13 protein-coding genes are annotated in these 12975 nt (G+C 40.4%); 7 read left to right on the top strand and 6 right to left on the bottom strand.

What is annotated here, in order from left to right; genetic code table 11:
* Nucleotides 1-12 precede the first annotated feature (12 nt).
* Nucleotides 13-663 (bottom strand): 23S rRNA (uridine(2552)-2'-O)-methyltransferase RlmE, encoded by a 651-nt coding sequence (rlmE, locus tag I6L31_RS15790; protein ID WP_005003412.1) that lies wholly within the window; start codon nucleotides 661-663, stop codon nucleotides 13-15.
* Nucleotides 664-881: 218 nt separating this feature from the next.
* On the opposite strand from rlmE, the gene yhbY reads away from it, so the two are divergent.
* Nucleotides 882-1205: a ribosome assembly RNA-binding protein YhbY gene (yhbY, locus tag I6L31_RS15785; RefSeq protein ID WP_005003409.1), complete on the top strand. Its 324-nt coding sequence runs from the start codon at nucleotides 882-884 to the stop codon at nucleotides 1203-1205.
* 13 nt (nucleotides 1206-1218) lie between these two features.
* Nucleotides 1219-1755 carry a DOMON-like domain-containing protein gene (locus tag I6L31_RS15780; protein ID WP_005003408.1) on the top strand — a complete coding sequence of 179 codons (537 nt, stop codon included), beginning with the start codon at nucleotides 1219-1221 and terminating at the stop codon, nucleotides 1753-1755.
* A 74-nt stretch (nucleotides 1756-1829) separates the two neighbouring features.
* On the opposite strand, the gene I6L31_RS15775 is transcribed toward I6L31_RS15780, so the two are convergent.
* Nucleotides 1830-2255, bottom strand: a complete 426-nt coding sequence (locus I6L31_RS15775; RefSeq protein ID WP_005003405.1) for an IFT57 family protein — start codon at nucleotides 2253-2255, stop codon at nucleotides 1830-1832.
* Nucleotides 2256-2576: 321 nt separating this feature from the next.
* On the opposite strand from I6L31_RS15775, the gene carA reads away from it, so the two are divergent.
* From carA to greA, 3 genes are all read left to right on the top strand, one after another.
* Nucleotides 2577-3716, top strand: a complete 1140-nt coding sequence (gene carA, locus I6L31_RS15770) for a glutamine-hydrolyzing carbamoyl-phosphate synthase small subunit (RefSeq protein WP_005003402.1) — start codon at nucleotides 2577-2579, stop codon at nucleotides 3714-3716.
* 14 nt (nucleotides 3717-3730) lie between these two features.
* Complete coding sequence (carB, locus tag I6L31_RS15765) at nucleotides 3731-6964, top strand: carbamoyl-phosphate synthase large subunit (protein WP_005003400.1); 3234 nt, start codon at nucleotides 3731-3733, stop codon at nucleotides 6962-6964.
* Nucleotides 6965-7053: 89 nt separating this feature from the next.
* On the top strand, nucleotides 7054-7530 hold the full coding sequence (gene greA, locus I6L31_RS15760; RefSeq protein ID WP_004990223.1) for a transcription elongation factor GreA: 477 nt from the start codon (nucleotides 7054-7056) through the stop codon (nucleotides 7528-7530).
* 95 nt (nucleotides 7531-7625) lie between these two features.
* Here the strand turns inward: greA and I6L31_RS15755 are convergent, their stop codons facing one another.
* Complete coding sequence (locus tag I6L31_RS15755) at nucleotides 7626-8324, bottom strand: toxin-antitoxin system YwqK family antitoxin (protein WP_005003397.1); 699 nt, start codon at nucleotides 8322-8324, stop codon at nucleotides 7626-7628.
* Between the two features lie 181 nt (nucleotides 8325-8505).
* Between I6L31_RS15755 and I6L31_RS15750 the strand changes: the two genes are divergently transcribed.
* Nucleotides 8506-8943 carry a universal stress protein gene (locus I6L31_RS15750; protein ID WP_005003393.1) on the top strand — a complete coding sequence of 146 codons (438 nt, stop codon included), beginning with the start codon at nucleotides 8506-8508 and terminating at the stop codon, nucleotides 8941-8943.
* A 17-nt stretch (nucleotides 8944-8960) separates the two neighbouring features.
* On the opposite strand, the gene I6L31_RS15745 is transcribed toward I6L31_RS15750, so the two are convergent.
* The gene (locus tag I6L31_RS15745) at nucleotides 8961-9269 is read right to left on the bottom strand and encodes an MGMT family protein (protein WP_005003387.1); all 309 of its coding nucleotides are present in this window, start codon (nucleotides 9267-9269) and stop codon (nucleotides 8961-8963) included.
* Nucleotides 9270-9520: 251 nt separating this feature from the next.
* Between I6L31_RS15745 and I6L31_RS15740 the strand changes: the two genes are divergently transcribed.
* Nucleotides 9521-9964 carry a universal stress protein gene (locus tag I6L31_RS15740; protein ID WP_005003383.1) on the top strand — a complete coding sequence of 148 codons (444 nt, stop codon included), beginning with the start codon at nucleotides 9521-9523 and terminating at the stop codon, nucleotides 9962-9964.
* 61 nt (nucleotides 9965-10025) lie between these two features.
* On the opposite strand, the gene ppk1 is transcribed toward I6L31_RS15740, so the two are convergent.
* Both ppk1 and mtgA read right to left on the bottom strand, forming a co-directional pair.
* Nucleotides 10026-12119, bottom strand: coding sequence for a polyphosphate kinase 1 (gene ppk1, locus I6L31_RS15735; RefSeq protein ID WP_004990233.1), 2094 nt, complete (start codon nucleotides 12117-12119; stop codon nucleotides 10026-10028).
* Nucleotides 12120-12257: 138 nt separating this feature from the next.
* Nucleotides 12258-12932 (bottom strand): monofunctional biosynthetic peptidoglycan transglycosylase, encoded by a 675-nt coding sequence (mtgA, locus tag I6L31_RS15730; protein ID WP_005003381.1) that lies wholly within the window; start codon nucleotides 12930-12932, stop codon nucleotides 12258-12260.
* Nucleotides 12933-12975 lie beyond the last annotated feature (43 nt).

Genomic DNA, 12975 nt, shown 5'->3' with positions numbered 1-12975 from the left:
GGCAAGTAAACTTTATCGCATTGCCTTTTTACGCCCCTGCCCGATCAAAAATACTTCTTTTGAACGCGCACGGGAAGCTTCAGGTTTTACAGTTTTCAAGACATCAAAACTATCGACGACTTGCTTTCGAAACTCATCGAAACCAGCGCCCTGAAACACTTTTACCACAAATTGTCCATTGGGGCCGAGTACTTTCTGGGCAAAATCGAGAGCCAGTTCACATAAGTAAATCTGTCGAGGTTGATCGACAGCCCTATTACCTGATGTATTGGGGGCCATATCTGAAATTACAATATCTACAGTACGACCATTTAAAATATTTAACAATTTTTCGAAGACTTCCTCTTCGCGAAAGTCACCTTGTAGGAAGGTAACATCTGGAAGTGCATCCATAGCTAAAATATCAGATGCAATGACCAATCCTTTACTTCCCACCAGTTTTCCTGCAATTTGCGACCAACTGCCTGGGGCTGCACCTAGATCAACCACCGTCATACCCGGTTTGATCAGCTTGTATTTTTCCTGAATTTCAAGAAGTTTGTATGCAGCACGGGCACGGTAACCTTCTTTTTGTGCTTTTTTCACAAAAGGATCATCAAGGTGTTCCCGCATCCACGCACGACTACTCTTCGATAACTTCTGATTGGTAATGCGTGTCGCCATAACTCACTAAATTATAAAAAACTTCTGATCTGTTATTGTACGTGAAAAATACTGATTTTGCAGTATGCATATGTATCTAGAATTAACACTTTCATGATCTTTTTTTCAATGATCATGATCGAATATTTCGTATATTTATGGAGGATAGTCCATTCTCAATCTATCTTAGATAAAGGATGCAAGTTATACTAGGTCGTTTTTACATTCAGGTAGTTTTCATGGCGGCTTTATCTATCCAAGAGCGCAAACGTTTACGTCAAATTGGACATGCACTGAATCCAGTGGTCATGATTGGTGGACAGGGTTTAACTGAAAACGTCATTGAAGAAACCAACCGTGCTTTAAACGACCATGAATTGATTAAAGTTAAAATTGCGGCTGAAGACCGTGAAGCTCGCGCACAGATGATTGATGAGCTTGCACAGGCGACTGGAGCAGAAGCCGTTCAAAAGATCGGTAAAATTGTACTGCTTTACAAAAAAGCACCTAAACAAAATCCAAATTTATCCAATCTGGTTCGTCATGCTCATTTAGCCAAATAAATCGATTTTCATTATGGCAAGTTATGAATTGATGTCCTTTGATCGTTTTGACTCTATTTCATTGGTCGGAGCGATCGAACAACAATCCCCATTTACACTCAATGTCGGCTATTGGCTGCGTGATCCCAATCATTTGATGATTTGGCCTGAACAAGTTGCAGCCCACCCACGCCGTGATTTTTTGTGGGAACAAACCTGTTTTGAAATTTTCATTGGCGTGAAAAATCAGGATTTTTATCGCGAAATCAACTTATCGCCTTCTGAAGCTTGGCAAGCGTATCAGTTTGAAGAATATCGTTACCCTGAAAACATGCCACCTATTGCCGCTTATGATATTGAGCTTAACCAACTGAAACGGACTCATTACGGTTTAAACGTCAGTTTGGACTTAACCGAATTTATGCAAAAGCATCAACTCAAATGGTCTGATGTGTATGTAGGTTTAAGCGCAGTTCTTAATACCGCGCAAGGCATGCATTTCTATGCCATGCAACATAGCAGTCCTCAAGCTGATTTTCACAATAAACGCGATTGGCTACACGAGTTTTAAGTTTTCGATTACCTATAATTTCACCAGTAAAAGTCTTTGTACTCTTACTGGCTATTTATATAGGCCTTAAAGTCTTAACTTTCGCGTACTTTATTCCAAGCTTCAACAGCCTGATCTTTTGAACGCTTAAAAACTTCGGTTAACGTATCTTTATGCTTTAAAGTAACTTGACTTAAATCTTCTTTAATTTCACGTCCAACTTTACTTAAATCATCCACCAAAGTTCCAAACTCTTTTTTAATGACATCACCGAGTTCAGTTAAATCACCTTGCGAGTTATTAAATTGAGACTTAATAATGTCAACGCGCTGTAATACATCTTCTTTAAGATGCGAAAGTTGGGTTTGAATGGTTTGATTCAATTCTTTTGCTTCAGCTTCAATTTTTTCCTGTGTCTCAGTTAGAACATCTTTTACCTGAGCACTTGTTTCAGTATATAACTGTTCAACTTGTTGTTGGTGTTCTTCAACAACGGCCTTCAATGGTTTTTTTGCTGGCATGTGATGATCCTCTTTTTTTGAATTATGTCAGTTTTTATTTTAAATCGATCAACATTTACCCACCATACAAAATTGTTAGACAATACTCATTTTACAAACTGATCCCGATAAAAGGCCAGCATCATTTGTATTGTCTAAATAAGTCAGGATTTGCTTTAAAATGCGTAGACTTTCACAGACTTCATGCGTATAATACGCTGTTAAGTTACAAGCGAGCAGACCAAGAAGGAGGGCGTGTTTTTTTAAGACAGCCGGCCTTTTTTTATGTCTACTCGCTTTTTTACAGCCCTATTTTTGTGGTTTTAATTCAGGAGCTTTGGTTTGAGCACCCCCGCCATTTTAGCCCTTGCTGATGGAACGATCTTTAAAGGAACGTCTATTGGTGCAACGGGATCAACGACTGGTGAAGTCGTTTTTAACACAGCCATGACTGGCTATCAAGAAATTCTGACCGATCCAAGTTATGCACAACAACTGGTGACGTTAACTTATCCTCATATTGGTAACACTGGTTGCAATAGCGAAGATAATGAATCGGGTCGCATCCACAAAGTTTGGGCAAATGGCTTAATCATTCGTGATCTTCCGTTACTGCATAGTAATTTCCGTGCAGAGCAATCCTTAGGCGACTACTTAGAACAAAATAATGTCGTAGCGATTGCGGATATTGACACCCGTAAATTGACACGTATTTTGCGTGATAAAGGTGCCCAAAATGGCTGTATCCTTGCGGGCGAAAATATTACGGAAGAAGAAGCACTTGCAAAAGCGCGAGCATTTGGCGGCTTAAATGGTTTAGACCTTGCGAAAGAATGCTGTGACCCAGATGGCTTTGAATGGACTGAAGGTTCATGGGAGTTGGGTACAGGCTTTAGTCAACCTGAATTAAAATATCATGTGGTTGCATACGATTACGGTGTCAAAACCAACATCTTGCGTATGCTTGCAGACCGCGGCTGTAAATTGACTGTTGTTCCTGCTCAAACACCTGCTGAAAAAGTGTTGGCGTTAAATCCAGATGGTGTGTTTTTATCTAATGGTCCAGGCGATCCAGCCGCATGTGACTATGCCATAGAAGCGGTAAAAACGATTGTTGAAACCACGACGTTACCTGTATTTGGTATTTGTTTGGGACATCAAATTTTAGCACTTGCTTCAGGTGCCAAAACCATGAAAATGAATCATGGTCACCACGGTGCCAACCATCCTGTACAAAATCTTGAACAAGGTACAGTGATGATTACTTCTCAAAACCACGGCTTTGCTGTTGATGAAAGTACCTTACCTACAAACTTAAAAGTGACACATCGCTCACTGTTTGATGGTACAAACCAAGGAATTCATCGCACTGACAAACCAGCATTTAGTTTTCAGGGTCATCCTGAAGCCAGCCCAGGTCCACATGACTGTGCCCCATTGTTCGATCATTTCATCGAACTTATTGAAGCCGCTAAGAAGTAATTAAGGAGCGAATAATGCCTAAACGTACGGACATAAAAAGCATCCTGATTATTGGTGCGGGTCCTATTGTGATTGGTCAGGCCTGTGAGTTTGACTATTCTGGTGCACAAGCCTGTAAAGCGCTTCGTGAAGAAGGTTATCGCGTGATTTTGGTGAACTCCAATCCTGCGACGATTATGACCGACCCTTCTATGGCGGATGCAACTTATATCGAGCCAATCACTTGGCAAACCGTTGCACAGATTATTGAAAAAGAACGTCCAGATGCGGTTCTCCCAACCATGGGGGGTCAAACTGCATTGAACTGTGCATTGGCGCTGGATGAAAACGGCGTTTTAGAGAAATACAACGTTGAATTAATTGGCGCAAGCAAAGACGCAATTGAAAAAGCAGAAGATCGTAAACTGTTTGATATTGCAATGCGTAAAATCGGATTGGAATGTCCAAAAGCCGCCATTGCAGAAAACATGCAGGAAGCTTTGGAAATTCAATCACGCTTTGGCTTCCCTGTCATTATCCGTCCATCGTTCACCATGGGTGGTTCAGGCGGTGGTATCGCGTATAACCGTGAAGAATTCCTTGAAATCTGTGAACGTGGTTTCGATCTTTCTCCAACGCATCAGTTATTGATTGATGAATCATTGATCGGCTGGAAAGAGTACGAAATGGAAGTTGTTCGTGATAAAAACGACAACTGTATCATTGTCTGTGCCATCGAAAACTTTGACCCAATGGGTGTTCATACGGGTGATTCGATCACAGTTGCACCTGCACAAACACTGACAGATAAAGAATATCAAATCATGCGTAATGCATCGATTGCCGTTCTTCGTGAAATTGGTGTTGAAACGGGTGGTTCTAACGTTCAGTTTGGTATCAATCCTCAAGACGGCCGTATGGTCGTGATCGAGATGAACCCACGTGTTTCTCGTTCATCTGCACTTGCTTCTAAAGCAACAGGCTTCCCGATTGCTAAAATTGCGGCAAAACTGGCAGTAGGTTATACCCTTGATGAATTGAAAAATGACATTACAGATGGAACCACACCTGCATCATTTGAACCATCGATCGACTATGTCGTAACCAAGATTCCTCGTTTTAACTTTGAGAAATTCCCACAAGCTGAACCTGTACTGACGACGCAGATGAAATCGGTCGGTGAAGTCATGGCGATTGGTCGCAACTTCCAGGAATCTGTACAAAAAGCACTTCGTGGCTTGGAAGTGGGTGTATCTGGTTTTGATGAAAAAATTGAAATTGGGACCGAAGGCGCACGCGAGAAAATCCAGCATGAACTGAATGTTCCTGGACCAGAGCGTATCTGGTATGTTGCAGATGCTTTCCGTCACGGTTTTAGCCTTGATGACGTATTCAATGCAACCAAGATTGATCGTTGGTTCCTGATCCAGATTCAAGACATCATCAAAACTGAAGAACAAGTGAAAACCTTGGGCTTTGGTGACTTGAATGCCGATAATATTCGTGCATTTAAACGTAAAGGTTTATCTGACCTGCGTATTGCTGACCTCATGGGTATTTCACAAAAACAATTCCGTAAACAACGCTGGAATTTAGGTGTCTATCCTGTTTACAAGCGCGTGGATACGTGTGCAGCCGAATTTGAATCTTCAACGGCTTACATGTACTCAACGTATGATGAGGAATGTGAAGCAAATCCATCCAACCGTGACAAAATCATGGTGATTGGTGGTGGTCCAAACCGTATTGGTCAAGGCATCGAGTTTGACTATTGCTGTGTACATGCGGCGCTTGCAATGCGTGAAGATGGTTATGAAACCATCATGGTCAACTGTAACCCTGAAACAGTTTCAACCGACTACGATACTTCTGATCGTTTGTACTTTGAACCTGTTACCCTTGAAGATGTTCTTGAAATCGTACGTACCGAGAAGCCTAAAGGCGTAATCGTACAGTATGGTGGTCAAACCCCTTTGAAATTGGCTCGTGCTTTAGAAGAAGCAGGTACGCCTATCATTGGGACATCTCCAGATGCCATTGACCGTGCAGAAGACCGTGAACGCTTCCAGCAAATGATTCAGCGTTTACAGCTTCGTCAACCGAACAACAGCATCGTCAAATCTGCTGAAGAAGGTATGGCAGAAGCGTCTAAAGTAGGTTATCCGTTGGTTGTTCGTCCATCTTATGTATTGGGTGGTCGTGCCATGGAAATCGTCTACAATGATGAAGAACTGAAACGTTACTTACGTGATGCAGTTCAAGCATCCAATGAAGCACCTGTTTTGCTTGATCATTTCTTGGATGATGCGACTGAAGTTGATGTCGACTGCGTATCTGACGGTAAAGATGTGGTGATTGGCGGTATTATGCAACACATCGAACAAGCAGGGATTCACTCAGGTGACTCTGCATGTTCAATCCCACCTTATTCTCTTTCTGACACTATTCAGAATGAAATGCGTCGTCAAACCATTGCGATGGCAAAAGAACTAGGTGTAGTGGGCTTAATGAACGTTCAGTTTGCTGTAAAAGGTGATGATGTTTATGTGCTTGAAGTAAATCCACGTGCATCGCGTACGGTTCCATTCGTATCGAAATGTATTGGTGAATCTTTAGCTAAAGTTGCTGCACGTTGTATGGCAGGTCAAACGCTTGCTTCTCAGGGTTTTACCAAAGAAATCATTCCGACTCGCTTTGCTGTAAAAGAAGCAGTTTTCCCATTCGCGAAATTCCAAGACGTTGATCCAATGCTTGGGCCTGAGATGAAATCGACAGGTGAAGTGATGGGTGTCGGTAAAACCTTTGGTGAAGCGTTCTATAAAGCAGTATTGGGTTCAAATGAACGCCTGCCTGGCTTACCGACTGAAGGTGAAATCAAGCATGCTTTCTTGTCTGTACGTGAGTCAGATAAAAAATATATTGCTGATATTGCTAAAAAACTCGTGGACTATGGTTTCAAACTGCTTGCTACAGGTGGAACTTATCAGGTACTTAAAGATGCAGGTTTGGCATGCGAACGTGTAAATAAAGTAACTGAAGGCCGTCCACATGTTGTTGACCGCTTGAAAAATGGTGAAATACACCTTATTGTCAATACCACTGAAGGTAAACAAGCTCAGTATGACTCAGCCATGATTCGTCGTGCAGCCCTACAAGGCAAAGTGTATTATACGACGACTATTAATGGTGCTGAAGCAGTTTGCCAAGCTTTTGCAATTCAATTACCAATGGATGTATATCGCTTGCAAGATTTACAAACTGTAGGTTAATTCGTTACCGATAAGCCCGTCACTTTATCGGTGGCGGGTTTTTTGTTTTTTTAAAAAGGTCAACTCCCATTTCATTTAGAGGGACTAAAATGCAACGTTATCCAATGACTCCAGAGGGCAAAGAAGCTCTTGAGAAAGAATTACACCAGCTAAAGACTGTGGAACGTCCACGTATTACTCAGGCGATTGCTGAGGCACGTGAACATGGCGATTTGAAAGAAAATGCTGAATATCATGCTGCGCGTGAACAACAAGGCTTTTGTGAAGGTCGTATTCAGGACATCGAAGGCAAATTAGGTGCAGCTCAAGTCATTGATATTCATGAACTTGAAAAAAATGGCCGTGTGGTTTTTGGGGTAACGGTGACCATTGAAAATCTGGACACTGAAGAACGTAAGACCTATAAAATTGTAGGTGATGATGAAGCTGATTTCAAAATCAATAAAATCTCCGTGAACTCCCCTATTGCACGTGGGCTTTTGGGTAAAAATGAAGGCGATGAAGCCAAAATTGTCACTCCACAAGGTGAAGTCGAATATGAAGTCGTAAGTGTTGAGTATCTCTAAACATCTAGTTTAATGACTTAAAACTCACAAGACTCAAAAAAGAATATCCAAATGCTACGCCTGCAAAGGTTTAGATTTGGATATTTTTATTACACTTAAAATGTATCCCAACGAACAATTTCTTTTCCTTCATATTGCATGATGCTTGTGATTTTGTTTGAAGCGTCAAACTCGGTGATGGCTTTATATTCAGTGCCATTGACTATTTTTTGTTGAGTTTCACGCCGCGTATCTTCGTTTTCATACCAGTAAGTTTCTTGATAATTCCCCTCTCCATAGATCGCCTGAATTTCCTGTTGCCCAGTTTGATACCAAGATTGCTGCAAACCCAATAATTGATCATTTTGATAGTGATGGTTAGATCTTAATTGACCTGAGCGATACCAACTTTTCCACGTTCCTTGCTTTTTATTGCCAATATAATGACCTTCAGCCACTTTATGTCCATCATAATCCCAAACTTGGATATCGTTATTTTTTGCGATATCTTCAAAAAAATCAAAATTCGTTTCAACATCAAATCTAAGACACTCACCGTAATGTTGACCCGAAATTGGATCTAAACTTTTGACCCAAAACGCACTCGAGTTTTTTTGATTATTTTCATGGTAATACTGGATGAATAAATTATCCTGATCATCTTTCTTAATTAGCTTAATCTGGCAATTGTATTTAAAATCATCTTTAGGATCGCCTAAAGAACCCACCCAGTAAGCAACACCAAGTAGACCATCTGAAGAACAGCCTATTAAAAATGATGTCATCATCAAAGTAAAAACTGCACACTTTTTCATTCAGTCCCCAATACAAACAATAAAGTTTTGCACATTATTTTTAATTATATTTATCAATATATCATATTCATTTTTAACAAAATCACATTGTTGCCATCTGTTCTTTCTGCTAAAAATATCATTTAAAGTTTATTCTCTTTATCCACATAATGCATACCTAAACTTAATATGAGACTATAAAATGAGCTATCAGCATATACTGGTTTGTGTAGATGATTCTGAACCTTCTATCAAGGCACTAGAACACGCCATACAATTAGCCAAGAGTTTAGGTAGTCAAGTGGCGGTCTTAGAGGTCTTGGAACTCGACCCGATGATTGCTGAGGACTATATAAATAAGGGGCAGAGTAACGTATTGATCGATCGGGCAAAGGATTATATCTTGGCTTCGCTAGAAAAGATTAAAGCCCAATATTCAGAAGATGGATTGAGCTTAAGCATTCAATATCGTGAAGGCCTCTCAATTGCCGAAACAATCATTCAGACCGCTATAGAGCTTAAAGCTGATTTACTGGTGATGGGGTCACATGGACGCACAGGTTTAAAGAAACTTGTATTGGGTAGTGTTGCTCAAACCGTATTGGCTCAAAGTCCAGTACCTGTTCTTATTGCTAAATAAATCTATTTTTCAAGAGATCAATTCCATTGGTATTTTTTTAGACTCACTTTCCCTGCAACTACCACAACATCTTCCTCTAGTAATTTCATTTGCTGGATATTTTCTCCATGTGCATTTAATCGGTTGGTGCTGATTTTGCCTTGAGCATTAATCACACGATGCCACGGCAAATCACTTTCAGGATCAAGATGTTTTAAAACATATCCCACTAACCGCGCATGCTTAGGGAGCCCCGCCAATTGGGCAATTTGTCCATAACTGGCGACTGTACCATAAGGAATCAGAGCCACTACTTCGAGTATCTGGATATGAAGTTCTTTGGTCATTTATACGCCACACATATCGTGATCGTCTTTGTTGAATAGGATTCTCAATCTGCTCGACTTTAGTGTAAGCATGATAAAGTTGCCGATTAATTATGCTATTTTATCACTGTATTGCATGTGATTAACTCAAAGTAATCCTCGAATATTCGTTCGGTTCAAACGACATATTTCAGGCAATATGATGATAATGTTGAAAATATATACACAATAACTTTTACAAACAATTTTTTATAATGAAAAGGAGTTTACCGATGTCATATCAACATATTTTGGTTCCTGTTGATGGTTCATCCACTGCCCTTGCTGCGGTTCATCAAGCGGCACAATTAGCAAAAACCTATAATAGTCAGGTGACCATTTTACTGGTCGTGACGATTGATCCTTTTATTGGGGTTGAATATGTTAATGCTGAAAGCCAAAAAGAAGATGCCATTAATCGTGGACGCGCTATGATCCAAGATATTTTGGAAGAAGCAAAACAAGTGTTTTCATCACAAGGTGTCGAAGCAAAGACTAAAATAGTCGAAGGTCAGGAAATTTACAAAGAAATTGTGAATGCTGCAACAGAGGTAAATGCTGACCTTTTAGTGATGGGTTCACATGGCCGTACAGGGTTTAAAAAGTTAGTACTGGGTAGTGTGGCACAAAAAGTATTGGGAGAGATTTATATTCCAGTATTGATTGTTCGAAGTTAAGCATAAATATTCAGACATAAAAAAAGAGAATCATTCGATTCTCTTTGGATTCAGATTTAATTTACTTAAAAATTTCCAATAGAGTTTGCTGTGCATTATGAGGTTCCTCACCTTCAGCGAGTTGAGCACGCACCCATGTTCCATCCCCTTGCAGCAACCACGCTTGCTGGTTATCTTTTAAATAATTCACCAAACCTTGCTGATAAATTCGTTTCTTCAACACTGGATCTTCGATTGGGAAACACGCCTCAACACGATTGAATAGATTACGATCCATCCAGTCCGCGCTCGAACAATAAATCCGAGCATCGCCATTATTACTAAAATAATAAACGCGGGTATGTTCTAAGAAACGGCCGACAATAGATCGAACACGAATATTTTCAGATAGTCCAGGTAAACCAGGACGCAAACAGCAAATCGAACGAATGATCAAATCAATTTTAACGCCTGCCTGCGAAGCCTCATATAGTTTGTTAATCAACTGCATTTCAGTCAATGCATTGACTTTGACAATAATCTGGGCGGGCTTGCCTGCTTTGGCATTGGCAATTTCATCATCAATAAAATTAATCAATTGAGCATGTAAGGTAAATGGTGCATGCAATAACTTTTTCAGCTTTGCCATTTTACCCATTCCCGTCAGTTCCTGAAAAATACGATGGACGTCATCGCATAATTCTTTCTCTGTGGTCAGCAAGCCGTAATCGGTATAAATACGGGCATTACCTGCATGGTAATTCCCTGTACCCAAATGTACATATCGAACCAATTTATTATTTTCACGGCGCACCACCATGATCATTTTGGCGTGAGTTTTATAACCCACAATACCATAGACCACGACTGCTCCCGCTTCTTGTAACAGGTTTGCCACTTCGATATTGGATTCTTCATCAAAGCGCGCGCGTAACTCAATAATAGCAGTCACTTCCTTACCATTACGCGCTGCTTCTGCCAAAACTTGGACAATTTCAGAATCCGCACCACTACGGTATAAGGTTTGCTTGATTGCAAGAACCTGTGGATCACGTGCTGCTTCACGCAGTAAATTGATGACAGGAGCAAAAGATTCAAACGGATGATGCAGTAAAATATCCTGCTTCTGCATCGCTGCAAAAATATTTTCTGATTTTTTGAGTATTTTTGGAATGACAGGCGTATGCGAATCATAACGCAAATGCGGACGTTTAAAATTGGATAATAAACGTGCAAGATTGACGGGACCATCGACTTTATAAAGTTGTTCTTCGTCCAGATCGAACTCATCTAGTAAATATTCATAGATATGCTTTGGACAGTTTTCAGTGACTTCCAAACGTACTGCACGACCAAAACGGCGTGAACTTAATTCACCTTTTAAGGCTTTAGCCAGATCTTCAACGTCTTCATTCAGGGCCAAGTCTGCATTACGCGTCACACGGAACTGATAGCAACCTGTCGCAGTCATTCCTGGGAACAGGTCAGAAATATGTTCATGAATAATCGCAGAAAGCATCACATGATGTTCTTTACCGCCAGTTAATTCATTGGGTAAACGTACTACACGTGGCAACGAACGTGGTGCAGGTACAACAGCCAAATCAATCTGACGACCAAAAGCATCTTTGCCTTCTAAAGTGACAATGAAGTTCAGGCTTTTATTGACCAAGCGCGGAAATGGATGCGCAGGATCTAAACTAATCGGTGTTAATACAGGTGCAACTTGTTCCTGAAAATATTTTTTAATCCATGACGACTGGGCAGGTGTCAGCTCACCGCGACGTAAAAAGCAAATATCTTCTTCACGCAGCTTTGGCAAAATTTCTTCGTTTAATATCCGATATTGGCGTTCAATGGCGGCATGTGCGGTTTTAGAAATTTGATCTAGAACCTGTCGTGGGGTCAAACCATCTGGGCTACGACTTTCATTGCCCAAATACATTTGCTCCATGACACCAGCCACTCGGATTTCAAAAAACTCATCCAGATTACGCGAAAAAATCAGCAGGAAGTTCATCCGCTCCAAAAGTGGATGTAATGGATCAACCGCTTGTTCCAAAACTCGCAAATGAAAATCGAGAATTGAAAGCTCGCGGTTAATATAGCGATCATTATAAGTATACTCTGCTTCTGTCGGCATAGTTTCAGACGGTGTTGTAATCGCGGTATTCATGCATTCAACCTGACATTATAAATTTTTGATGCCTAAACAAGGCTTTTAAATAGTATGCTGCAAAATTATGACAATTTCATAAAAAAAGCTCGTATTCACAAGCTTTTTTAAAAATTACCATATTCTAAAACCAGATATTTATGGAATCTGGCTATAGCGCATATATTTTAAGGTAAAACGCTGCTTAAACTTAAATTTTGGATCATTACGATTGGCTTGATAACCTTTTGGATTTGGCAATAATGCAGCCAAAAATGCAGCTTGTTGATTGGTTAAGCTTCTCGCGCTTTTATGAAAATAATATTGAGAGGCGGCTTCCACGCCATAGATATTATCTCCGAGTTCAACCGAGTTCATATATACCTCAAGAATACGTTGCTTTGACCACATGCGTTCCATCATCCATGTTGCAACGGCTTCCTGACCTTTGCGAATCAATGAACGTTTATTATATAAAAATAAATTTTTTGCTAATTGTTGCGAAATAGTGGAACCACCATTGACGACTTCGCCTGATTTTTCATTTTTCTCAAGTGCATACTGAATACCATCCCAGTCAAAGCCATGATGTTGTAAAAACTTACCATCTTCTGCCGCGACAACTGCGCGTTTAAATGTATCGCTGATATGGTCATAGTCACGCCATTCATGATGCAACGGCTCAGAAGGATCTGACCAATAATCGATGCGCATAAACATCGTCGTTTCAACGGGATGCGTTCGCCACCAAGCCAAACTACAAAAAATCCATAACTGAACCAGAAGAATAAAACTGACAAGAATTAAAACAGCGCGAACAATAAATTTCTTCATGCCAGATGGGTTCTCCAGAAAATCACGTATTTCATGTTAAGCT

The sequence above is a fragment of the Acinetobacter septicus genome, from assembly GCF_019355975.1.
In the GTDB taxonomy this organism is placed as follows: domain Bacteria; phylum Pseudomonadota; class Gammaproteobacteria; order Pseudomonadales; family Moraxellaceae; genus Acinetobacter; species Acinetobacter ursingii.
The sequence above is the reverse complement of the archived record's forward strand: the minus strand, read 5'-3'. Positions and strand labels throughout refer to the sequence as shown.